The organism is Marichromatium bheemlicum (assembly GCF_012276755.1).
In the GTDB taxonomy this organism is placed as follows: domain Bacteria; phylum Pseudomonadota; class Gammaproteobacteria; order Chromatiales; family Chromatiaceae; genus Marichromatium; species Marichromatium bheemlicum.
In genome coordinates, this window is record NZ_JAAXKX010000031.1 from 1 (window position 1) to 23,063 (window position 23,063).

Below are 23,063 nucleotides of genomic sequence, written 5' to 3' on the forward strand. Positions count from 1 at the left end.
GGGTAGGGGGGATTGGTCCTCGCTGGGCTGGGCATCTGACGCAGAAGGGAGCATCCCCTCATTGACGCGTCCAACCCAGCTCCCCCTCCGGCGCAGGGGGGATCTCATCCCTCATTAAACGTGTCCAACGCAGTTCCCCCCTTTGACAAAGGGGGGTAGGGGGATTGGTCTTCGCTGGGCTGGGCATCACCCGTCTGGTCAACGCGTCCGGATCGCCTGTCCGAGTAGGTGTTCGCCGTCGTCGTCGGTGATCTCGACCTCGACCAGGGCGTTGGTGTTGATCGGGTCGGGTAGGGCGGTGAAGCGGACCGGCAGGTAGTTGGGGGTGTAGCCCTGGCCGGGCAGGTCGCGTGCCGGGTCGGGGGCCTGTTCGCAGAGCACCTCGACCCGGGCGCCGTGCTGTTCGCGCAGCAGCTGGGCGCGGCTGGCGGCGGCCAACTGCTGCAGTGCCTGACTGCGCGCGCGCTTGGTGGCGGTGTCGACGCGTCCGGGCAGGGTGGCGGCCAAGGTGCCGGCGCGGGGCGAGTAGGCGAAGGCGTGGATGTGGCCGAAGCCGACGGTCTCGACCAGCGACAGGGTCTCGCGCCAGTCCTCCTCGTCCTCGCCGGGGAAGCCGACGATGATGTCGGTGGTGACGTTGAGTTCGGGGCGTGCCGCGCGACCGGCGGCGACCAGCTCGATGAAGGCGTCGCGTTTGCAGCGCCGAGCCATGCGGCGCAGCACCCGGTCCGAGCCGCTTTGTACCGGCAGGTGCAGGTGTGGCATCAGCCGTGGATCCTCGAACAACTGCCAGAAGCCCTCCGGCAGGTCCCAGGGTTCGAGCGAGCCGAGCCGCAGGCGCTTGATGCCGGTGTCGGCGAGCACTGCGGCGATCAGCTCGCCGAGGTCGCTGCCCCGGTCATGACCGTAGCCGCCGAGGTGAACGCCGGTGAGCGCGACCTCGCGCACCCCCTGGCGCACCAGGCGCTCGATCGCGCTCACCACCTGGGTGATCGGACGGCTGCGCTCCTCGCCGCGGGCGCGGGTGGTGATGCAGAAGGTGCAGTGGTAGCGACAGCCATCCTGCACCTTGACGAAGGCGCGTTGGCGACCACGCGCGAACAGCGCCTCGGCACCGCCGGCAGTGGCGCTCTCGGGCATCAGTGCCAGCGCCAGGGTGGCGCCGGCGATCTCCACCAGCCGGTCCTTGTCGGTGTTGCTCACCACCAGGTCGACGCCGGACTCGCCGGCCAGTGCCTCGGCCTCGAGCGCGGCCAGACAACCGCTGACGATCAGCCGCGCGCGCGGGTTGTCGCGCTGGGCGCGACGCAGCAGTTTGCGCGACTTGCGCACCGCCTCCTGGGTGACGGCGCAGGTGTTGATCACCACCAGGTCGGCGCCCTGGTCGTCGCCGGCGAGCTGGATGCCGGCATGCTGGAACTGATCGGCCCATTCCTCGAGTTCGGCCTCGTTGAGACGGCAGCCGAGGCTGTGTAGGCGGACGGTGGGGGCGGGGGGGTTGGCTCGGGACATGGTCGATCGGGACTGCGATGGAGCTGGTATTCAGGGGGGCGGAGTATAGAGGCTCGCGGGTCGAGCTGCAGGAGCGGGGGCCAGGGGCGCTTTCGTCCTCGGCGACCGTGATGCGGTGTCGATGGGCCAAAGGCAGACGCACAAAAGACGGCTGATGGATCGAGCGGGGTGGTGTCGATGTGGATCGGGGCGATCCAGAAGGGAATATGGCGGAGAGGGTGGGATTCGAACCCACGGACCCGCAAGCGAGTCACTTGATTTCGAGTCAAGCCCGTTCGACCACTCCGGCACCTCTCCAAGTGCTGGCAGTCCGCGCAGGGCGCGTCAGCGAGTCGAGAATCCTAACGATGTCGAGACGGTTTGTCTACCCCCGTTTGCGTTTCGTGGCGAAGGAAGGTGCCACTGTGCGTGCTGTCACATTAGTCGCTTGATTGTTACACTGTGCGTGAAGATAATCCGCTACGCAAAGTGCGTTTTTCTCGGGAAGCGCGAGGATGTTCGAAGGCCGTTGGTGTTTGCCGCCGTGTGGTATTCGTGCAGGCTCGGGCTTTTCCACTGTCCATGAAGGGACGAAGCCATGAAGCCTTATCCGCTCGCACTCGCCATCTCGCTTGCCTTGTCCTCCACGGGGGTTGCTTTCGCCCAGGTCGATCGTGCCGCGCCTGGCGTCGGGGTTGAACTCCCGACTCCTGCTCAGCTCGAGCAGGCAAGTGCTGCAGGTGCCGAGGCGCTCGATCAGCTGCTCTCGCAGGTCCTGCAGGCCGGTCCCAGCGCCGGGCAGGCTCAGATCGTCGATCGCATCCTGCAGAATCTGGTACGCGCCAATCCCGCTCTCGCCGCGCGAGCTGCCGTGCGTATCGCCGCCCAAGCCAACACCCTGGCGGCAATCCAGCCCCTGGTTGCCTTGCAGTTGGCCCAGTCCGCCTCGCAGGCGCTGAGTGAGCCGCGGGTCTTGGCTGTGGCCGATCCTGCCGTGACCGGAAATGCCGTGGTGAGCCTGGCCTCGACCACCGCGCAGGCGAGCGCCGCCGCGGGTTCGGCGGGCGCCGCGATTGCCGAGCAGGTGATGGGGCAGATCGATGGACTGGCGGCTAATGATGCGTTGGTTGCCGCGACCCCGGATCTTGGCGATCAGGTGTTGCTGGCGCAGATCAATCCCGGCGACTTTGCGACGGCCGCGGGTGGCGATGAAGAGCCGTTGGCGCCGGTCGATGATTTCGTTACCGCGGCAGGTGGTGACGAGGACCCGCTCGATGCACTCGACGCGATCGGTGGCGACGTCGCCGACGAGTTGGCCGCAACCGACGACATCCTCGAGCAGGCCGAGACCCCGCTCGATACCGTCACGCCCGCAAGCCCCGCTACCTTGTAGCGGGCGTCGTATCGTGCCGCCCCGGCCACTGCCGGGGCGGTGTTCTTGCCCCGAAGTCGCCCCGGCTGGTGTAGCCGCTCTCGTCTCGATCTCAAAGGCTCCGCGAAGGATATGCCGATGATGTGGATGTGAATTGGGTGTCTCCCGGGATCGAGTTGTAACCCGATTGAATCGGCCAATATCGCGGAGAACCAAGGGATGAAGCGTTGGAGCCTTGTGGCGGGTATCGCCCCGCTGTGTCTGTCCCCGGTCGTGCTCGCGCAGGATGCGGCGTTGCGTACCAGCGTCGATTATCTGCAACCCGTCGCCGAGCGTCCGGTCGCGGTCGAGGAGGACGAACGCTTCGTCCGCCTCGGCGGCTGGAAGCTCACCCCCCAGGCCGAGCTGAGCGGTACCTTCGATTCCAACATCTATGCCACCGCGAAGGATGAGGAAGACGACTTCATCACCGTCCTCAAGCCCAAGGCACGGCTGCAGTCGGACTGGAACGTCCACGAGGTGATGCTCGAGGCCGGCGCTGATCTCGGCTGGTACCAGGACTTCTCCAGCGAGGACTACCAGGATTTCTACCTGGTCAATCGTAACCGGCTCGACATCGTCTATGGCACGCGGCTGCTGACCGATGTGCTCTATCGCGACGCCCATGTCGCGCGCTCCTCACCGGACAGCGATGGTCTCACCGCCGAGCCGCTGACCTATGAGCTGCTGCGCGGCATGATCGGTTTCGAGCGCGACCTCGGCATCCTCGGGTTGCGGGCCGACATCCAGGCCGAGGATATCAACTACGACGACAGCGACCGCGTCGGTGGCGGCACCATCGACAATAGCTACCGCGATCGCACCGTGGTCGATGGCGGCTTGCGGCTGTCCTACAGCCGCTTCGAGGGGGCCGAGGCCTATCTCTCGGCGCGACTGCGCGAGGTGAGCTACGAGGACTCCACCCTCGGCGGGCGCCCTGATCGTGACAGCTCCGGTTACGACATCGGGCTGGGGTTGCGCAAGAGCGTCAGCGACCTGTGGGTGTTCGATGCCTTCGTCGGCTATTCGCCGCGCCACTTCGCCGATCGCGCGCTCGATGACATCTCCGGCGGCGATGCCCTGGCCTTTTCTGTCAAGGCGCTGTGGAACCCGACGCCGATCACCTCGCTGATCGCCGACTTCCAGCGCAAGACCTTCGAGACCACGACGGTCGGCTCCTCGGCGCTGATCAGCACCGCCTTCAACCTGCGTCTCGAGCACAAGCTCACCGAGGCGCTGTTGCTGGACGCCAACCTGGGGTATTCCATCAACGATTACGCGGGCGTGTCGCGCGAGGACGACCTCTATCGCGCCAGCCTCGGTGTGGCCTATCACCTCACCCAGCTCGCCAGCGTTCGGGCCGAATACAGCTATCGCGAGCGTGACAGCACGGCGGCGCTCAACGACTACGACCGCCAGCTGCTGCAGCTGCAGCTACTGGTGAACTACTGAGGGCGCTGATGGCCGCCGGGTGAGGCGCCCGCCGGCCTCGTGGTCACCATCGGCGACCACTCGCCCTCGACAAGACGTTATCTGGAACGAACTATGCGCTTGGTCAATCTGTTTCTCGGGTTGCTGCTTTGTGTAGCGCTCGCAACCCCTGTGCTCGCCACCGATGCCGGGCAATACACCCTCGGCCCCGGTGACAAGATGCGGGTGACCGTCTTCGGTGAGCCCCATCTCTCCGGCAAGTTCCTCGTCAACGCCAATGGCACCATCGCCATGCCGTTGATCGAGCCGATCGCAGTCAACGGGCTGACCCTCAACCAGACCGAGGCGGAGATCCGCAAGGCGCTGTCGGCGGGCTTCATGGGTAACCCCAGGGTCAGTGTCGACATCCTCGAATATCGCCCCTTCTTCATCATCGGTGAGGTCATCGAGCCTGGCCGATACCCCTATGTCGCCGACATGACGGTGTTGCACGCGGTGGCGATCGCCGGTGGCTTCACCCCGCGCGCGGCGAAGAACAAGATCGTGATGCAGCGTGACGGCAAGGAAGACCTGCCGGTGAGCAACAGCACCCCGGTACAGCCGGGCGACATCATCACCGTCAAAGAACGCTTCTTCTGAGTGGTGCGCCGTGACTCGATGGAACCCTGTCCCCGCGGCTTGCCCGTGTCGTACTGCCGTGCCGGGAGCCCGTGCTAGATGACCACGCAGACCCCAGCACAGCCCCCGATGCAGCCCCAGGCCATGCAACCGATGCCCCCGTTTGCGGGGCAGGTGGCGCCCGACAACGACGCCGACCTGATCGATCTGCGCGAGCTGTTCCGCACCCTGTGGCGGCGGCGCGGTGTCATCATCGGCACCGTGTTGCTGTTCACCACCCTGGCGGTGATCTTCGCGCTGCAGCTCACCCCGCGCTACACCGCCTCGGCGCTGCTGACGCTGCAGACCCGCCAGGAGGCGGTGGTCGACATCCAAGCGGTGATGTCCGGGCTGTCGACCGATGCCAGCGTCATTCGTACCGAACTCGACGTGATCTCCTCGCGGCGGCTGATCGGCAAGTTGGTCGATCAGCTACAGCTGACCAAAGACCCTGAGTTCAATGCCGAGCTGCGTGAGCCCAGCGTGTTGGCGCGTTTGCTCGACCCGCGAACCTATCTCTCCGCCGACTGGCTGGCGGCGTTAGGGTTGGGCGGTGACGCGACCGAGGCCCTCAGCGCGGACGAACGCGCCCAGCGCGAGCGTGCCGCAGTCATCAGCGCCGTCACCGAGACGCTGTCGGCAACCAACCCCAAGCTCTCCTATACGATCAAGATCGCCTTCGAGTCCGAGGATCCTAAGAAGGCCGCACGCCTTGCCAACACCCTCGCCGAGCTGTATCTCACCGACCAGCTCGAGGCCAAATTCGAGGCCACCCAGCGCGCCACCGACTGGCTCAGCACCCGCATCCGCGATCTGCGTGCCAAGGTGCTCGCCGCCGAGACTGCGGTGCAGGAATATCGCGAGCGCCACAAGATCGTCCAGGGCAGCCAGGGCACGGTCACCGAACAACAGCTCGCCGAGCTCAATGTCCAGCTGATCACCGCCCAGACCGATCTGGCCCAGGCCGAGGCGCGCTATCACCAAGTGCAGGAGCAGGTGGCCCAACAGGGCAATGCCGCCGCGCTCGGTGACGTGCTGCGTGCCCCGCTGGTGCAAAGCCTCAGCGAGCAAGAGGCCGAGGTCCGGCGCAAGCTCGCTGAGATCACCAAGCGCTACGGGCCACGCCACCCCGACACCATCGCCGTCAAGTCGGAGCTGGCCGACATCCGTGGCAAGCTCGCCGAGGAGGTCGACAAGATCGTCGCCAGCCTCGCCAACGATATGCAGGTCGCTCAGGCGCGGGTCGACACCCTCTCGGCCAGTCTGAAGCGCCTCGCTCGCGAGAGCAGTGCGCTGGAGAAGAGCCGGGTCGAGCTGCGCGAACTCGAGCGCGATGCCGAGTCGAGCCGGGTGCTGCTCGAGACCTTTCTATCGCGCTTCAAGGAGACCTCCAACCAAGAGGACCTGCAGCAGGCCGACGCGCGCATCATCTCCGAGGCGCAGGTGCCGGTGGTGCCCTCGTTCCCCAACAAGAAGCTGATCGTCGCCGTCGCCCTGGTGCTGTCGCTGATGATCGGGCTGGGGCTGGCCTTCCTGCTCGAGGCGCTCGACAACGGTTTTCGCGCGCTCGTCCATCTCGAACGCGAGACCCGGCTCAAGGGGCTCGGCATGGTGCCGAAGATCACCGCCGCGCGGCTCAAGTCCAGCGTGCCGGTGCGCTATGCGCTGGACAAGCCCACCTCAGCCTTCGCCGAGGCGCTGCGCGCGGTGCATACCTCGCTGATGTTCGGTCACCCCGGGGAGCGCAAACCGAAGATCCTGCTGGCCACCTCGGCGCTGCCCGGGGAAGGCAAAACCACCTTCTGCGCCAGCCTGGGCCTGCTGCTGGCGCGTGCCGGCAATACCCGGGTGCTCTATGTCGAGGCCGACCTGCGTCGCCCCAACTTGGCCAAGGCCATGCCTGGTCTGGATGAGGACCGACCTTGCATCACCGACTACCTCACCGGTCGGGTCGCGCGCTGGCAGGACTGTGTGATCCATGACACCGATACCGGGTTGGCCTTGATGGCCGCCGGGACCAAGGTGCGCGATCCGCAGACGCTACTGCAGTCCGAGCGCATGCGCGATCTGGTTCGGGAGGCCGGGGCCGACTATGACCTGGTGATCATCGACACCCCGCCGCTGCTGGCCGTATCCGATGCCGTGATCCTCACCCATTACGTCGATACCACGCTGTTCATCGTGCGCTGGGAGAGCACCGCGCGTGATGCGGTGAAGAGCGCGCTCGATCTGCTGCGCAAGGCCGGTGCGCCGATCGGTGGTGCCGTATTGAGCCAGGTCGACGCCAAGCGTCATGCCTATTATGGCTATGGTGATCGCGCCTCTTATTACGGACGCTATGGCGACTATTACACCAACTGAGCGGGGCCTTGGGCTTGGAGCCATTGGCGTGCCGGGCCTCGCTGTCATCGTCGCCGCATTGGGACTGATCGGGATCTCTGGCGTGGGACTGTTGGACTCGCTGCAGCGCATCCCGGCCGATCGCTATTTCGAGATCCATAGCGCCCGGCTCGATCAACCCGATGCCGCGGCGATTCGTGCCGCGGCCATCACGCGTTATCAACAGATCCCCGATACGGTGCTGGGCGCGGAGGAGGCCCGCCGTCTTGGGGCGTTGCTGATCATGGCCGCCAAGCGCGACCTGCCCACGCAGCAGCCGGCCACCGAGACAGGCGCCGAGGCCATCGCCGCGCTCTCCACCAGCCTGCGTCAACAACCGGCCAACCCGCTCACCTGGGCCTATCTGGCCGAGGCCGAGCTGCGCTTCAATCACGACCGAGCGGCCGCCCTACGCGCCTTGGAACAGTCCTACCGGGTCGGCCCTTTTGCCGCCGAGCTATTAGTCTATCGCCTGGGCTTGGCACTGCAGTGTCGGCGCGAGTGGACCCCGAACCTGGTCGGTCATCTGCGTGAGGAGATCGCCGCGCTCTTCCCCGAACCGCGCCGCTGGCGCAGATACCGCCGCCAGTTCATCCACCTCGCCCACACCGCGCCTAACCTCGACGCCATCACCCGTGTCCTGCTCCGCCCGCACCCCACGGCCCTCGCTCAATACCAAAAAGACTACGACCGTGGCCGCTGAAATGCCCCATGGGGCACCTCGCTGTCGCACCTCTTCTGACTCTGGAACTTCAAAAACACGAGCCGACGTGGGCGCTATTGATAAATGAATAGAAGGTAAGCGGGATTCTAGCGTCCAGACCTTGTGTCAAAGCGCAGATAAAAAATTAAATCTCACGTTTTTCTTTGAATATTAAAGGTAAACGTTTAAGTAATCCTCTTTCCCTAAAAATCATTTCCTTATACACAAAACAAAAAAACAACAGCTTACGTGAGCCATTTCGAAGTCTAGATAGACAAAGGTGTAGAGCGAAAAGTCAAAGGCTTACGCTCGAGGCTCGCTCCCCAAAATGAATGCTGAGGAGATATGTAAGGAAATTCCCTAGCAATCCCCCCCCCCTTTGAAAAAGGGGGGCAGGGGGGGATTAAAACCATTTCCTTATACACAAGACAAAAAACAATAACTTACGTGAGCCATTTCAAAGTCTAGATGGACGAAAGTGTAGAGATATAAACCAAAGGCTTACGCTCTAGGTTCGCTCCTCAAAACGAACGCTGAGGAGATATGTATAAGGAAATCCCCTAAAAAACCCCCCCTTTGAAAAAGGGGGGCAAGGGGGGATTAAAAACCCCAGCTAACAACCCAAAAAAGCAATCCACACAAGGATTAACACCCTAGCCCCAACAGGAGGTTGAAGCGCAATGGAGACGATTGTCGATACACGACAATCAGGGATCAATCAGCAGGCACAGGTCTCATTGGCCTCGCTCTCGCGTCTGCACTATCTGCTCTACGCTGCAGATATCTTGGCCCTGCTACTGACCGGGCTCATGGTCTTCGCGTTACTCGACCTGAGTTGGACGCCAGAAAGCGTCCTGAGCTATGGCATGGCCGCCACCCTCGCCGCGCTCATCTACAGCTTCTTCGCGTTTCAGAACGGTCTCTATGACTGGAAACGACTGCGCGCCAATATCCAACGCCCGACCGTTGCCTTCCAGGCGCAGATCGTCTCCTTCGGTATGCTCCTGCTGATCGGCTTCACCTTCAAGATCACCCACGACTTCTCGCGCCTCTGGGCGGGCTTCTGGATGGCTGGATTCTCCGTCCACCTGCTCTCCAGCAGGCTTATCCTCAACGCCTATCTCGCGGCCCCGCCTCAGAGCAAGCGTGCGGTCCGGCGGGCGGTGATCGTCGGCGCGGGGGAGAACGGTCGTGCGGTGCTCGAACATATCCGTAAGTTCGATCGCCAAGGGATTCAGGTCGTCGGCTTCATCGACGACCGCGCCAGTGATCGACTGCCTGATGTGCTGGGTGCGCCGCTCCTGGGCCCAACCAGCAAGATCGAGGATCTGGTTCGCCGCGAGGTCGCCGACCTGGTGATCATCGCCCTGCCGTGGACCGCCTACGATCGCATCAAGTCCGTTGCCCATCGCCTGGCCACCTGGTCGATCGATATCTATCTCGCCACCGGGCGTCTAGGGCTCGACTATGCCGATCGCCCGGTCTTCCGGGTCGGTGGCATGCATGTCCTCAGCCTGCACGACCGTCCGATCAGCGATTGGAGCGCCATCATCAAGCGTATCGAAGACCTGCTCATCGCCGTCCCGGCGTTGATCCTGGTCTCGCCGATCATGCTGCTGACCGCGATAGCCATTAAACTCGAGTCGAAAGGGCCGGTGCTCTTCGCCCAGAAGCGCTATGGATTCAACAACAATCTGATCCGGGTCTATAAGTTCCGGTCGATGTATACCGACATGACGGATCATCGCTGCGATCGTCAGACGACCAAGAACGACCCACGGATCACTCGGGTTGGTCGTCTCATCCGCAAGACCAGCATCGATGAGCTACCACAGCTGTTCAATGTGCTGCTGGGGAATATGTCGATCGTCGGCCCGAGGCCGCATGCCACTGGCACGAAATCAGAAGGAAAATTGCTGGAGGATGTCGTTCAGGAATATGCCAGACGCCACAAGGTCAAGCCGGGGATTACAGGTTGGGCGCAATGCAATGGCTGGCGGGGAGAGACCGATACCAGGGAGAAGGCGGAAAGGCGTGTCGAGCACGACCTTTACTACATCGAGAACTGGAGCGTCTTTCTCGATCTGCTGGTGGTGCTGAAAACCGCCTGGATGTTCCTGGGAAAGAATGAAAATGCTTACTGATCGAGACGTACCCTATCGTCGTGTGCTTGCCTGGAGTCTCCGTGCGCTGTTCCTGGTGATCTTTGCTGTTTGTTGCTATTTCATACTTCGCCAAACACCCACGCAAAACATCTTCGAAAATAGTGATAAATATTTTCATGGCGCTGCATTCTTTGGGATGGTAATCCTGGCCTATGTGGCAGCCATGAACAACAGAAAGCTGTTTTTGTCTTTTTTGACGGCAATATTCCTACTTGCCGCGTTTTCTGAGCTTTTGCAGACGAGTAGCCTGTTGCCGATGCGGACAGGGAGTAGCGGGGATTTGTTGTCTGATATTTTTGGCTTCTTTGCGGGGTTGTTTATTGTGGGTTTTTTGTCTTTTTGCTTGTTTAATAAAGTCAATCGTTGATTTTTGTGTGTTTCCCGCTGCACTGAATGTGTCGCTTCGTCTGAAGATGGATATTCGGCTCGAATGTGGAGTGGGATTTTACGAATTGATCCAGCCCCAGATGCCCAGTGAAAAGCCAGGAAAGAGATCGATGCCGATGGCGGATTTGGCGATATAAAGCGCCAGGAGTCCGATCAAGGTGCAGAGGCTGAGGAAAATGAAAATGAAGATGGCTTGCAGCCAGAGCCCAATCTGAAGCTCTCCGCGACTGAGGGTGCGGCGGTTGCGACCGACAAGAAAGACGATGTAGTAGCGGTAGCGCCAGAGACGCAGGGTGCCGCGCCAATCGATAGCGTGTCGGCCCCAGCTTCGTGCCGCCAGAGCTAGTTTGAGGGCGGATAGCTGTTCTTCGGTGAAGCTGTCGCGGACGGGCTGCGGAAGGCGTTCCATGAGACCCTGCAGGGCAGGATCTTGGCGCAAGGCTTGAAGGGTTTGGGTTTCGTGCTCAGCTGTGATCTTGATTGAGTCCATGGGCAGCTTCGATGAGGCGGGGTCGCCGGGCGGGTTGTCTGTGGGTCAGGCGATGAGCTTGATGGTCGTGGTCACGCCAGCGGCCGGCACGAGGCCGTGCCAGGCGATGCGCGGCGCCGGCACCTTTTCGCCAAAGGCGGGCGAGACCCAGCCGCCGCCCGCGCCCAATGCGCCGCCTGAGGCGATCCGTAGCTCTCCTGTTGGGTCGAAGCGCATCGCGACGCGGTCGCGTCCGTTGCGTCGGATGATGAGTTGGTGGTCGTCGCGCCTGACTTCGCAGGCTGGATCGAGTTGCCACACGACCTCGGCGGGCTGCTGGCCGGATCCGTCGAGCTGATCGTGGATGGAGAAGCCTTGCTCGGTCGCGAATAGCGTTCGGCGGTGGATACAGCCAAAGATCGGGCGATAGCCGTCGTGACTGGCCGTGACCGACCAATTGTCGCCCTCGCGCACGTCTTCGAGGGTTACACGGGCCTTGTGTGACCAGTTGAAGGGGCCTGCGATCCGGCTCTGATCGACGGCTGCGAGCGTAAGGGTATTGTGTGCCCGCGTTCCCCGGAACCAGTCGCGCCAGGCACCGCCTGAGTGATACAGATAGGTGCCTGGATCGACGAACAGTGGTTCGCCGTCGAGTGTAGCGACTACGGCCAGGGCGTCGGCATGGCCATGGGCGGCAATCGACAGATATCCCAAGGGGCCGTGATCGAAAACCAGTTGCAGCGCTTGCTTGCCGTGCTGTTCATGAATCACTGTGTAACCGCCAGTATGAAAAGTCTTGATTCCCTGGCGCTTAGGCGTGGAGTCGGCGAAGCGACGACAGACGCTGACCGGGTAGGACGGATCCATCGGGCCGAGGCACAGCACCCGCCCTTCGTCATCGTCGCCGATAGCCGGAACGCGACCGGCGGGATCGGTCAACCAGCCGGTGAAGTCGGCGAAGGCGACGAGCCGCTCGCGAATCGTCTCGGGGAGCGGTCGGCCGGCAGCCTCGGCGGTTTGAGCGCACAGCCATAGAAATTCTGCACTGAAGGCACCATAGGTCGGCGACTGCTCGGCCGGGACGCCATCCGGATAAAACTGCTTATTGGCCTCTTCAGTGAGGATGCGCCTGCTCTTGGTTTCCAAGCGTGCAGCGAGTGGTAGGTCGGGCATCGCCAGGGCTGTCAGGAATTCGCCCGCCGTCTCTGCGATCAAATGGTTGTTGGCCGATGAGTAGCGGGAAGGGTAGCGGTCCATCCAGACGGCTTGGGCGTGCAGTATGGCGCGGATCCGGGCGATAGTCGTTGGCGAGAGCCGGTCGCCGCACAGGGTCGTCACCACCAGCAGGCTGATGGCACGCAAGCCGAGTTCGATCCCGGAATTCCAACCGAGGCCGCGAAAGGGGGGATTGACCGTCGTCCAGCTTTGAATCGCGGACTCGATGGCTGCTAGAGCTGCGGGATCTCCGGTGTTGCATACCTGGAGTGCCAAGGGTTGCAGGAATTGCAACCGGTTGATCTCCCAAACATATTTGATGTCGCCCAGGCGGCGTTCGTGGCGATAGGGAATATCGAAACAGTAAACGTCTTGGCCCGGCCAGAAGTCGCCGGTCACGGGGTCCAGACGCCATAGCTCGGGCGGGAACAGTGTCTTGGGTGGGCGTGGGGGCCAAGTGACGCCGAGTGCGGCAAACTCGCCAGCTAGCAGGCGTTTGGTTTCGCAGCCTAGCCAAGCGCTATCACCCTGTGTTTCAAGGTGTTCACTCAGGCCCGGCAAGGTGGGGACTGGGCCAGGACATTGATAACGGTCCCAGCCTTCAAGATTGCCACGTGCCAGGGATTTCTTCGCCTTTTCGCGGACCCGGTGGGCGATCTCGGCGAGGCTCATGGAGCGCAGGCGGTTAAGGACCCAAAAAAGATTCATGATGCTATGGTCCGAACGACCAACGGTGCTTTACCTCTCTTTGTGCGATAGAGGCGATCAACACAAACGACTTCGATTTTCATGCTCTCAGGAATTTTTTGACGTGCCTGATGAAGGATCAATTTCTCTGTTTCTTGTGAATAGCCAGGCATGGGTAGCACATGAATTTGAATCGTATCTAAGGCTGTCTGGTGTAGTTGCATCTGCACCACATCTGGAATATCGCGTACGATAGAACCAAGACCTTTTAGGCGCCCACCTTCCGGTGATATCAGATAGTCGGATTGACGCCCGGAAACCCCGAAGAAAGGGCGAATGCCAAGACAGATTTCTGATATTTCGCTTTCTGTCAGGCCTTTGGGAGCTCTTGCATAATCGCCTGTGCGATAACGCACTAGCGGCTGTGCTTCGTTCCAATAGGGGGTTCCGACAATTTCGTAAAAGTCGAATTCTGGATCGTCGTATGAAAACACTAATTCGACATGGCCATAGGCTGGTAAGAAGTAGTGTTCACCAACCCTTGTCGAATAGGAGGCGCAGACCCGCTCGGCCTGGCCATAATAATCAATGATAGGTACGCATAACATAGAGCGCGCCTGCTCGTTCATCTCGGGTGTTAGCACTTCAGACGAGGAAAATACTAACTTGAGCGTCGGCAGTTCAAAACGGCCTTCAGGAGCGAGGCGACATAGCATTTTTAGGGATGTAGGGTAAACCCAGAGTAATTCAGGCTGAAATTGACGCAGCGCCTCAATATAGAAAGATATTGTGCTGGCATTGAGATGATTTGAAGATAATGAAAGTTGCTTTCCTCCATGCCTTTTAATCCAGAAAGGGGGCGTTAAGTCTGATGGGTCTTTAACCGTTTCGCCACGTAAAATAGCAATCCGCGATTTTTTCCAGGAAACGCCGTTCAATGCTGCTAAATGATCGAAAACAGCTTGCTCGAAAACAACAGACCTCCATGAGCGAACGCACTTAAGCGGGATGCCAGTTGTTCCTCCCGTAGTCGCCTTGCTTAGTGGTAGAAAACTACGGCGTCTGAATAGGTTGTGTGCATCACGAAGGGTTTCTTTTTCTAAGTAAGGCCAAAGATAATCATTTTCTTGAATGTTTCGTGTGTGTGCATAAGGCGTTTGTATGGCAGTCTTATGTGCTGTTTCTAACAGGCGGTCCGTTATTAGCTTGCGCTCATTGAATGATGCATGATCTATTTTCTGCAGCAATGCGCGAAAATATCCATAAAAACCAGGGGTGCGTCGGATTAGATCACCGACTGCAATATTTTTTAGCCATGATCTTACGGTCATGAGGCAGATTGATTCCAGATTTTTAAAAGTTTTTGTGCATATACATCGATATCGAGATGCTGGCGATGAAAATCGGCAGCTGCTGCTCCCAACTGTTGACGTAATGCGGGATTGTTAATTAGTTGATGAAGTGCGGTAGAGAGTGCCAAAACATCCCCTGGCGGGACCAATAGCCCGTTTTCACCATCAGTCAGAATATCCTCGATCGCGCCGACAGGCGTGGCTACCACGGCCAAGCCCGCCGCCATTCCTTCAATTACCGACATCGGAAGATTCTCATCAAAGGATGGCAGCGTCAGGATAGCAGCCTTGTCCATCAGTGCTGTCACACCAGCGGAATCGATCCAGCCCGGAAGCTCGACGCGATCAGTCAACCCCAGTTCGCTGATGCGAGCGCGCGCGGTCTTCAAATCGCCGTCCCCGGCGATCACCGCCGTCCAGTTCGGCAATGACTTCAACTGTCCCAGGGCTTCGATCAATTGAGGAACCCCTTTGCCTGCGCTGACCCGGCCGAGAAAGAGGATCATGGGTGCTTGCGTTGAATTGCACTGCACGCGGGGTGATCGGCGCGTCGCATTCGGAAGGATGATAACCCGGTCTTGGGTTTCTGGTACGGATTGAATCACAAAGTTCTTCCATACTTCACCCAGGACTATAATTCTTTTTGCGTTCGCAAACAGTGAATGGATCTCGCGCTGAATTAATCGATTCTGCTTGCGCCAAAAATCTCTATACAAACCACCATGCAAATTAATGACATAGGGCAGCCCAGTCAACGACGCTATCTTGGCAACGATCAGTTTTCGCCAAGTGCTGCCGTAGCTTGCGAGATTGATGTGAACAAGATCCAGGCGCCCCGTGAGACGTAGAGACAGCATCCTTGCAATAAACCTGAGTAGATAAAAAGGAGAGAGTAAGATCGACCCTGGTCCGCGCGTTGTTCCAAAGGTTACTGATAGGTTGAGTGGCGGATCTTGCGCTAGCGCTGCACGCAATTCATCCATGATGCGGTCGATGCCGCCTTTGCCGTTCTTGCCAAGCGGAGTGGCGATTAAGATATGCAGGGGTTTGGTCACTGTCGAATGCTCATTTAGAGATGATTAGGTGAATATCTGTTACGTCCCGTGTGATCATATTCCCCGTCGAAGCGATCCTTTGTTCCGAGCCCGCGAGGTGTTGGAGCTTTTGATTCACGAAGCCACCGCGCGCGCAATAGTCCACAGCTCGGCACAAGAATGCCCGCACCACCCCAGCGATTCGTCGTGAGCTGCAGGCCTCGACGTTGCCGACCAAGGTCTTGGCCGCGCAGTACAACCTCTCGCCCCTGACGGTGCGCAAGTGGCGTCGGCGTGATGGCGTCGAGGACGCCTCGCACCGCCCGCATCGACTCTCCACGACGCTCTCGCCGGCGCAGGAAGTCCTTGTGGTGGCGCTGCGTGAGGCGCTGTTGCTGCCGCTCGATGACCTGTTGGTGGTGACCCGTGAGTTCATCCACCCCAAGGCCTCGCGCTCGGCGCTCGATCGCTGCTTGCGCCGCCACGGCGTCTCCAACCTCAAGACCCTGATCCCGCAGGAGGCCGACGCCACGAAGCGCCCGGTCAAGACCTTCAAGGACTATGAACCGGGGTTCGTCCATGTCGACGTCAAGTATCTGCCCCAGATGCCTGATGAGGACCGGCGCCGCTATCTCTTCGCCGCCATCGACCGCGCTACCCGCTGGGTCTATGTCGAGATCCTCGACGACAAGTCAGCAGCCTCGGCCAGTGGCTTTATCGAGCGCTTGATCGCCAAGGCCCCGTTCGCCCTCTCAAGGATTGGGCACAGAAACGACCAGAGCTATTCAATGAGCGGGTATAAAATATCAGGGGGCTCGAGAGTTAGTTAGATGAAATTGTTTGATGTTGGGAATGGGGTTTTTCCGATATAGGGCTATCTGTTGAGATACGATTAATGCTAAAACGAATACATATGATGCTGTTGGTCTTGAGATGATGCCATTGCTTAAGACGGCGCTAACAGTGACATATAGCCATATTGCGTTCCATGAGTGTGACCGCGTGACGGATAGGTAAAGATAAATAAGCATGGCTGCTACTAGTGTAAGCCCCGCTAATCCTTGTTCATATAGTATTCGAATAATGTCGTTATGGCTGTCTTTTTCTTCCCACCACCAAACAGAACTGAAAGTGACATTGCTTCCTAAGCCTGTGCCAAATAGTAGCTCGATTGTTGGTCTTTCAGAGATTGTTGATAATCTTGAAAGCCACTCTGTAGTTCTTCCAGAAGAAAATTTTTCTATTTCTGAAAAAGAACTAAACTGCAGTAAATAAAATAAGATAAGAGTGAAAATGGCCGTAAGCCCGAGTATTTGTGTAGGTCTGTATTTTTTTTGAAATAAAACCAGAAATAGATAAGTTGCGGAAACGAGCAGGCCCATTGTTGCGGTTCTTACTCCCCAGCCAATTGCGATCATGTAAACAAAAAAAGCAATTAAAATCGTTAATGTGCTTTTATACCAAGGTTTCTTCATGATCATAACAGCAATCGCTGTTGATGATAATGCGACATAAGCTGATGTGTGTGTTCCGCTGAAATACGCTGGTGACCACTCTTTTCCGTTTCTAAAAGAAGGTTCAACTAAAAAAAAGCCAGCAATTATTAAAAATGAAATAAAGAAAAGTAGCGCAGGAATTCCATTAATAATATTTTGGCATTTCTTTTGATTTAAAAGAAATGCAGCGAGTATTGTCATCGGCCCCAAAAGCTTTGCATTTATAAATAAAGCCTCAGCTATGCTGCGTTCGTTGATGAATTGGGAAATTAGTCCAGTAATTAGAATTGATATTATGTAGGTAATAAAAAGCCATTTGCGTTTGGTCGGTGGAGAGAGAGATAGCCCTAAAATCGCAAGAAAAAAAATTGCAGCATCTATAGTTTTGGGGAAAATTGCAAATTCCGATGCTATCTCGAATTCGTTTTCTGAAAGAAGCGCGGAAGATGCTAATTTCATTCCAACCAATAGAATAAAGCTCAGCGTGTACAAGGGTAAAAATTTAATTTTCCATTGACTGGCGATTCTTTCTTTTTTGTTTATCATTGATGTTTTAATGGAAGCGAAATTTCTTGAAAAAGATGAGTGAAATCATTCCGCCGTCGCGTGCTAAAGCCCCAATTACCATTGCCCAGGCAATCCCCGTCACGCCTTGGTGCGGGACAAACGCCAGGGCGCCCAGACAGATGATGACCAATTGTGCCAAGGAAAACCAACGGACGATCCCTGCCGCATCGGACATTAGGAGCAGCGTGCTAGAGAGACCAAAGGCAGCATTGATGCTGGAGGCGAGGGCGACAAGTAGCATGGGTGTGTAGGCATCCGCATAAGCCGTTGGTAAAAGTACGCTGACTGCTGTGGATGCGCCGACGCCAAGAATCGCAAGCCAACACAAGGCGGGTAAGGTTGCTAGTAGTGCGCTAAAACGTAGCGATTTTGTCAGTCCAGCGGTGTCTTGCTGATAGTTCAGTCGAGCGAATTGTGGTGAAAAAGTTGCGCCAACACTAGTCGTTGTTATAGACGCTAGATTGCCGAAGCGGGTAGCGATTTCAAGCACAGCGGCGGCGGCTGGACCGGCTAGCATCCCCGCTAAGAAGATGGGGGCGCGAACCGATAGGGCGGTAATCAGCAATGCTTGAAAGATGGAAAAGCCTTCAACAGCCAGGCGTCTGATGTCGACCAAATGAGGTTTGCGGGACCAATCCACGCCGATCCGTAGGCGAATTATTAGGTAAAGCGTAGTTACGATCCAGCCTGAGATACAGAGAGAGACTAAAATTGTAGTAAGCTCGATCGCGTCACCGAATGCAAGTAGAGCTATCAAGCTACCAAACAGAAAATGGACACCTAGTGCCTCCGGTGCCTGAGCGGCGAGGTTCTGGCCAAAGCCTCTGATCTGCGAAATGAAAATACCCATTAAGGAAAAGGCTGGGATGGCTAGGCAAATGGCTATAATTTCAATTGAGCTGAATGATGTGTGCCAGGACAGTATGGTTGCTGTAATAAAGGCAGCGCCGACGCCAACGAAACAGGTTAGTGCGAAGGATGTATTTGAGATACTCTGCGTTGCGCAATTTGCACTCCTCTCGCTTGAAATGCGTCGCATGGCAATTTTGTCAGACCCCATTGGGCCAAGAAAACGCATGAGGCTCAAACAGACATAAATCATTGCAAAAATCCCCATGTCCTCAATAGGCAGGACACGGGCGAGATAAATAGTGACAATGGCCTGGAAAATAATTCCAAGCGCACGAATACCTGTGAGAAGAAAAGATGAAAAAACAAGGTTTTTCATGCGGCAAAGTTCGCTATTTAAATCAAGGCGTTTGTATTGGTGGTAACTAAAATTTGGTATTACCCTGGTCGATAGGTTTTTGAATGGTTAGATGTTTTTGTATCACCCGCAATGAGTTACGCGCACATCGTGGCGTTGTAATAATGAATGAAGTTCCAGGCTGCGCCCAGATGGTTTTCCTGGGTCTTCGAGAACGCGAGCGAATTTCTCACCAAGCGGGAGATACGTTGCCAGAGTGTGCCGTTGAACCGTTCGATGTGGGGTAGTGCCCCGGCCGATAGGTTTGGATAAAATCAAAATCTCTTGCTTTAAGGGTGAAGAAGATGTATCTGACATGTCCGCAGTGTCACTCCAACCATGTGACCAAAAATGGATTCAACCGGCTGAAAAAGCAGTTGTACAAGTGTCAAGATTGCGGTCGCCAGTTCGTTCTCCATCCTGCCAAGGGGCCGGTTTCTCAGGAAACCCGCGAACTGATCGATCGGTTGCTGCTGGAAAAAATCTCCCTGGCCGGAATTGCCCGTGCGGTGAAGGTCTCCGAGGCTTGGCTGCAGAACTACGTGAACGAGAAGTACAAGAAGGTTCCTCGTCAGGTCGCGCTAAAAAAAACACCACACCCTACGGAGTAATCCTGGAGTGCGACGAACTGTGGTCCTTTGTCGGAAAACGCCTGAACAAACAATGGATCTGGCTCGCCATGGATCGCCTGACCCGGCGCATCGTCGGGGTCCATGTCGGCGATCGTACGGAGCGCTCCGCACAGGCTCTGTGGGATTCCATCCCAGCGCAATATCAGACTTCCGCTCCCGTCTACACAGATTTCTGGAGCGCCTATGCGCGGATCATCCCGGCACACCGACATTATCCCAGTGCGAAGTCACAAGGGGAAACCAACCACATCGAACGGTTTAACGGTACACTCCGGCAGCGTATCTCCCGCTTGGTGAGAAAGTCGCTCGCGTTCTCGAAGAACCAGGAAAACTATCTGGGTGCACTCTGGAACTTCATTCATCACTACAACGCCACAATGTGCGCGTAATTCATTGCGAGTGAGCCAAGCACATAGAACGATTCAAAAACCTATCGGTTAGGGCACTACCCGATGTGGTTGGTTTCCCGGTACTACCGATTCTGGAATAGACCATCACCCGCTACGTCCTGGTCTACAACCAGCACATTTCCCAGAAAGAGCTCGGGAACATCGCCCCGATTCAAGCGCTCAAGGAATGGGCGCAGAAACGGCCAGAGCTGTTAAATAAGCGGGTTTACGATCTCAGAGGACTTGACACTTACATCTTTAGGTGCCTCAGGTATTGCTGTTAGTAATCAGTTACTAAAAGCATGCTCGTAAGCCGCTATCAATTTCGGTGCCTCATACGACCAAGCTAGCTCATTCTCCACCCGTCGACGCCCAACCTCACCCATGCGTGCGCGCTGCTCATCATTAGCAAGTAGTTCTGCAATCTTCTCAGCAAAATATATTGCGTCGTTTGGTTTTGCATACAGCGAGGATTCGCCTGCAGAGAATCGCCCCTCAGTCACCTCGAACTGAACGATCGGCTTGCCAAGCGCCATATATTCGAGGATCTTGTTCATCGTCGATTTGTCATTCATCGGATTGACTCGATCCGGATTGACGCAGACGTCCGATGTTGATAACGCTGAAAACAGCGTTTTATCCGGCGCTCGACCGGTAAAGGTCACAAAATCCGCAATGTTTAAATCCTGCGCTAATTGCTCCATATCTGTGAGGCTTGGCCCGCCCCCAACCAGAATGAATTGAATATCGTCGCGCTGACGTTCATGGACCAGATAGCGCACGGATTCGAGTAGCAGGTCGATCCCCTCCTGGGCTCCCATGACCCCGACATAGCCCACCAAAAACTGCCGCCCTCGCTTCAGCGTTGGATCTGGCGGAACAGCCTTGACGCGCGAGAGGTCCGGGCCGGAGCGCACGACGAAGACATCCTCTGGACGTTTGCCGCCTCGGTCTATGGCAATGGCTTTGTAACTCTCATTGGTCGAAATGACCGTGCGAGCGCTTTTGAAGGTCAGCCACTCGAACAGACGCAGCAATCGCCAAAATCCATCGCGGCGGTTGAACTTCGCCTCATATAGCTCGGGATTGATGTCGTGATGATCGAATAGATAGCGCTTGCCAAGCAGCTTAAACGGCCAGGCAACGAGAAAAATCAGATCGGGCGGATTGCAGCCATGAATCGTGTCGAACCCATGGCGAAAAAAAATCTTCCAAGCCAGCCAGGTTTCCCAAAACAGTGCCGCACCGTACTCCAGCAAATACCCCATGGCACTATTGCCATCAGGTGGCAGTGGATGGCGATAGATATGGACGCCTTCGAGCACTTCGTAACGCGCCTCGAATCCCTTTCCGACCGGACAAATGACACACACTTGTGCGCCAGCTTCGCGCAGTGTCCGCGCTTCTTGCCACACCCGCCGATCGAAGGGAACCGGCAGGTTCTCGACGATGATAAGTACTTTGCGACCCGTGAGCTGATCGGCCCAGTTGGGTCGATCTTGTGTCTCGGTACCGCTCATGCCAGCGCTCCCAGGTCGATCACATCTTGGTCGTCTGGAAGAGTGAGCTGACGCACCGTGGCATTGGCTGCAATGACCCGGTCATATCGCTTGGTCTTGACGGTTTCGCGCGAGACCAGCAGCCGCGACAGTGTTGGTAGTTGCGTGTAGGTATAACCGAGGTTGGCGCCGACCAGCTTGGTCGCATCGATAGCGGGGTCGAAGATGTCGAGCGCATAGCCCTCACGCAACAGTGCGCGCGCCAGATCGACGTTGGGGCTCTCGCGTAGATCATCGGTGCGCGCTTTGAAGGCGAGACCCGCTAGCAGAATCGAGGCACCGGGTTGCAGCCCCTGGGTCGCAAGCTGGAAGAGACGATATTTGTGCGCTTCGTTGGAGCGTAGCAAGGCATCGACCACCGGGGTTCCTGCTCCACAGTCGGCGGCGATGGATTGCAGCGCACGCACGTCCTTGGGTAGACAAGAACCGCCGAAGGCGCCGCCGGGCCGGGTGTAATAGGGCGAGATATTGAGTTTGGTGTCGGAGACGAAGATCTCGTGCACCTGGGTCGCACTCAGGCCGAGTTGCAGACACACCCGACCAATCTCGTTGGCATAAGAAACCTTGACCGCGTGCCAGGTGTTGTCGACGAACTTGGTTAGCTCGGCTTCGCCGAAGCGCACATGGAAGGTCGGCGCGTCGATGTCGCGGTTGAGGATTTCCAAACACTCGCTCGGGCGTCCATCATGAGTGCCGATGACGATCTTAGGGGGGGCGAAGTAATCCTTGACGGCTGAGGATTCGCGCAGGAACTCGGGGTTGTAGACCAGCTCGATCAGACGTTCGGCCTCTTTACCCAACTCGGCCTGGAAGATGGGCGCGATCAGTCCCTCGATCGTTCCGGGGCGGAAGGTCGAGCGATAGACCACCGTGAGCGGCATGGCACGCGTCGGCTCAATGGCTGCGGCAATCTGGCGGCTGACCTCAGCAATGTGGGTCATGTTGTGAGATCCATCGGGTGCGCTCGGCGTGCCGACGCAGACGATGGCGAGTTCACAGTCAGCCAGACGATCGCCGATCTGGGTGTATGCCTGGAGACGCCCTTCCGCCAGCCCTTCCGCCAAAAGTTCATCGAGGTCCGGCTCGACGATTGGGCAACGGCCCTGATTGATAGCTTCGACCTTGCTTTCGTTGACATCAAAGCCGATGACAGAATGTCCATCCTTGGCAATACAACACATTGCCGTGAAACCGACATAGCCCAATCCGAAGATGGCGACTTTCATGCTGGGTTCTCCTTTGCTCAATACGCATTGCCGCCTTTCTTGAACAGCAGCTAGAGGGTTTTGAGGATGATCGAAGTGTCCAAAAAGACACTTCGGTTATTGATGTCATCGCGGTCGCGCGCGTACAGGTCTTGCTGAGCGGTGTTGAATCGATGGCTTCGGGTATGTTCGCGTGAGGTGTCTACACGCGAATGTGTGCGGCTGCGGTGAGCCCTGGCTGTGAGCAGGTTGAGGTTGGCCGCTTGCGCCTAGATTCGTTCGCCGAGCGAGCACTGATCGCTCTTCGTCATGTTGGCGGTGACGATCGAGCGTTATTGCGAGCCTTGATCGGCGAGGCGCAAGCGCGCATCAAGCGGCCTTGACTGGCTGGAGTAAAACGGGGCAAGGGAAATCGGCGAGAGGATTCCATGTGTACAGCTTGGGTCCTTGAGAGTCTGCGGCGGGCGCATGGCGCGCACGCATAGTAAACGCAGGGTGCTGCGCGAGCAAGTTGAGGCACGGTGAGTCTGTGCCATGGGCTTGCGCCGAGCTGGTTGATGGAAGGTCCCTGACGGATGGATCGGTTAG

17 protein-coding genes, 1 tRNA gene and 3 pseudogenes are annotated in these 23,063 nt (G+C 57.7%); 10 read left to right on the plus strand and 11 right to left on the minus strand.

Annotation, left to right across the window (positions count from 1 at the left end):
• Positions 1-198 precede the first annotated feature (198 nt).
• Both mtaB and HF203_RS15105 read right to left on the minus strand, forming a co-directional pair.
• Complete coding sequence (mtaB, locus tag HF203_RS15100; protein ID WP_168670921.1) at positions 199-1,512, minus strand: tRNA (N(6)-L-threonylcarbamoyladenosine(37)-C(2))-methylthiotransferase MtaB; 1,314 nt, start codon at positions 1,510-1,512, stop codon at positions 199-201.
• A 207-nt stretch (positions 1,513-1,719) separates the two neighbouring features.
• A tRNA-Ser gene (locus HF203_RS15105) sits at positions 1,720-1,809 on the minus strand.
• Positions 1,810-2,089: 280 nt separating this feature from the next.
• Here HF203_RS15105 and HF203_RS15110 point away from each other — a divergent pair.
• The 7 genes from HF203_RS15110 (at position 2,090) to HF203_RS15140 (ending at position 10,604) form a co-directional block, all read left to right on the plus strand.
• Positions 2,090-2,884 carry a hypothetical protein gene (locus tag HF203_RS15110; RefSeq protein ID WP_168670922.1) on the plus strand — a complete coding sequence of 265 codons (795 nt, stop codon included), beginning with the start codon at positions 2,090-2,092 and terminating at the stop codon, positions 2,882-2,884.
• Between the two features lie 198 nt (positions 2,885-3,082).
• Positions 3,083-4,354: an outer membrane beta-barrel protein gene (locus tag HF203_RS15115; protein WP_168670923.1), complete on the plus strand. Its 1,272-nt coding sequence runs from the start codon at positions 3,083-3,085 to the stop codon at positions 4,352-4,354.
• Between the two features lie 93 nt (positions 4,355-4,447).
• The gene (locus HF203_RS15120; protein WP_168670924.1) at positions 4,448-4,972 is read left to right on the plus strand and encodes a polysaccharide biosynthesis/export family protein; all 525 of its coding nucleotides are present in this window, start codon (positions 4,448-4,450) and stop codon (positions 4,970-4,972) included.
• A 78-nt stretch (positions 4,973-5,050) separates the two neighbouring features.
• Positions 5,051-7,351, plus strand: coding sequence for a GumC family protein (locus tag HF203_RS15125; protein ID WP_168670925.1), 2,301 nt, complete (start codon positions 5,051-5,053; stop codon positions 7,349-7,351).
• Between the two features lie 82 nt (positions 7,352-7,433).
• Entirely contained in the window at positions 7,434-8,072 is a 639-nt protein-coding gene (locus HF203_RS15130; RefSeq protein WP_168670926.1) for a hypothetical protein, read from the plus strand.
• Positions 8,073-8,752: 680 nt separating this feature from the next.
• The gene (locus HF203_RS15135; protein ID WP_168670927.1) at positions 8,753-10,216 is read left to right on the plus strand and encodes an undecaprenyl-phosphate glucose phosphotransferase; all 1,464 of its coding nucleotides are present in this window, start codon (positions 8,753-8,755) and stop codon (positions 10,214-10,216) included.
• Positions 10,206-10,604: a VanZ family protein gene (locus tag HF203_RS15140; protein WP_168670928.1), complete on the plus strand. Its 399-nt coding sequence runs from the start codon at positions 10,206-10,208 to the stop codon at positions 10,602-10,604. The genes HF203_RS15135 and HF203_RS15140 overlap by 11 nt, the downstream gene beginning before the upstream one ends.
• A 78-nt stretch (positions 10,605-10,682) precedes the next feature.
• Here HF203_RS15140 and HF203_RS15145 read toward each other — a convergent pair whose 3' ends face one another.
• From HF203_RS15145 to HF203_RS15160, 4 genes are read right to left on the minus strand one after another with little or no spacing between them, the layout of a single operon-like run.
• On the minus strand, positions 10,683-11,114 hold the full coding sequence (locus tag HF203_RS15145; RefSeq protein WP_246221807.1) for a 3-phosphoshikimate 1-carboxyvinyltransferase: 432 nt from the start codon (positions 11,112-11,114) through the stop codon (positions 10,683-10,685).
• A gap of 45 nt (positions 11,115-11,159) precedes the next feature.
• Entirely contained in the window at positions 11,160-13,016 is a 1,857-nt protein-coding gene (locus HF203_RS15150) for a heparinase II/III family protein (protein WP_168670929.1), read from the minus strand.
• Positions 13,013-14,326, minus strand: coding sequence for an AMP-binding protein (locus HF203_RS15155; RefSeq protein WP_168670930.1), 1,314 nt, complete (start codon positions 14,324-14,326; stop codon positions 13,013-13,015). The genes HF203_RS15150 and HF203_RS15155 overlap by 4 nt, the downstream gene beginning before the upstream one ends.
• Positions 14,323-15,402, minus strand: coding sequence for a glycosyltransferase (locus tag HF203_RS15160; RefSeq protein WP_168670931.1), 1,080 nt, complete (start codon positions 15,400-15,402; stop codon positions 14,323-14,325). The genes HF203_RS15155 and HF203_RS15160 overlap by 4 nt, the downstream gene beginning before the upstream one ends.
• A 179-nt stretch (positions 15,403-15,581) precedes the next feature.
• Between HF203_RS15160 and HF203_RS15165 the strand changes: the two are divergent.
• Positions 15,582-16,169: pseudogene (locus HF203_RS15165) on the plus strand (transposase family protein); the annotation flags it as partial.
• 18 nt (positions 16,170-16,187) lie between these two features.
• Here the strand turns inward: HF203_RS15165 and HF203_RS15170 are convergent.
• The 3 genes and pseudogenes from HF203_RS15170 to HF203_RS16230 form a co-directional block, all read right to left on the minus strand.
• Complete coding sequence (locus HF203_RS15170) at positions 16,188-17,423, minus strand: O-antigen ligase family protein (RefSeq protein ID WP_168670932.1); 1,236 nt, start codon at positions 17,421-17,423, stop codon at positions 16,188-16,190.
• A 7-nt stretch (positions 17,424-17,430) separates the two neighbouring features.
• Positions 17,431-18,672 (minus strand): lipopolysaccharide biosynthesis protein, encoded by a 1,242-nt coding sequence (locus HF203_RS15175; protein WP_168670933.1) that lies wholly within the window; start codon positions 18,670-18,672, stop codon positions 17,431-17,433.
• Positions 18,673-18,788: 116 nt separating this feature from the next.
• Positions 18,789-18,935, minus strand: a pseudogene (locus HF203_RS16230) (IS1 family transposase); the annotation flags it as partial.
• Between the two features lie 66 nt (positions 18,936-19,001).
• Between HF203_RS16230 and HF203_RS15180 the strand changes: the two are divergent.
• Both HF203_RS15180 and HF203_RS16235 read left to right on the plus strand, forming a co-directional pair.
• Positions 19,002-19,711, plus strand: a protein-coding gene (locus tag HF203_RS15180) for an IS1 family transposase (protein ID WP_168670945.1) whose coding sequence is annotated in 2 segments (ribosomal slippage) — positions 19,002-19,280 and positions 19,283-19,711 — 708 coding nt in all. Because the reading frame shifts where the segments join, the coding sequence is not laid out codon by codon here.
• A gap of 101 nt (positions 19,712-19,812) precedes the next feature.
• Positions 19,813-19,995 (plus strand): annotated as a pseudogene (locus tag HF203_RS16235) (hypothetical protein); the annotation flags it as partial.
• A gap of 3 nt (positions 19,996-19,998) precedes the next feature.
• Here the strand turns inward: HF203_RS16235 and HF203_RS15185 are convergent.
• Positions 19,999-21,231, minus strand: a complete 1,233-nt coding sequence (locus tag HF203_RS15185) for a glycosyltransferase family 4 protein (protein ID WP_168670934.1) — start codon at positions 21,229-21,231, stop codon at positions 19,999-20,001.
• Entirely contained in the window at positions 21,228-22,496 is a 1,269-nt protein-coding gene (locus tag HF203_RS15190; RefSeq protein ID WP_168670935.1) for a nucleotide sugar dehydrogenase, read from the minus strand. The genes HF203_RS15185 and HF203_RS15190 overlap by 4 nt, the downstream gene beginning before the upstream one ends.
• Between the last annotated feature and the right edge of the window lie 567 nt (positions 22,497-23,063).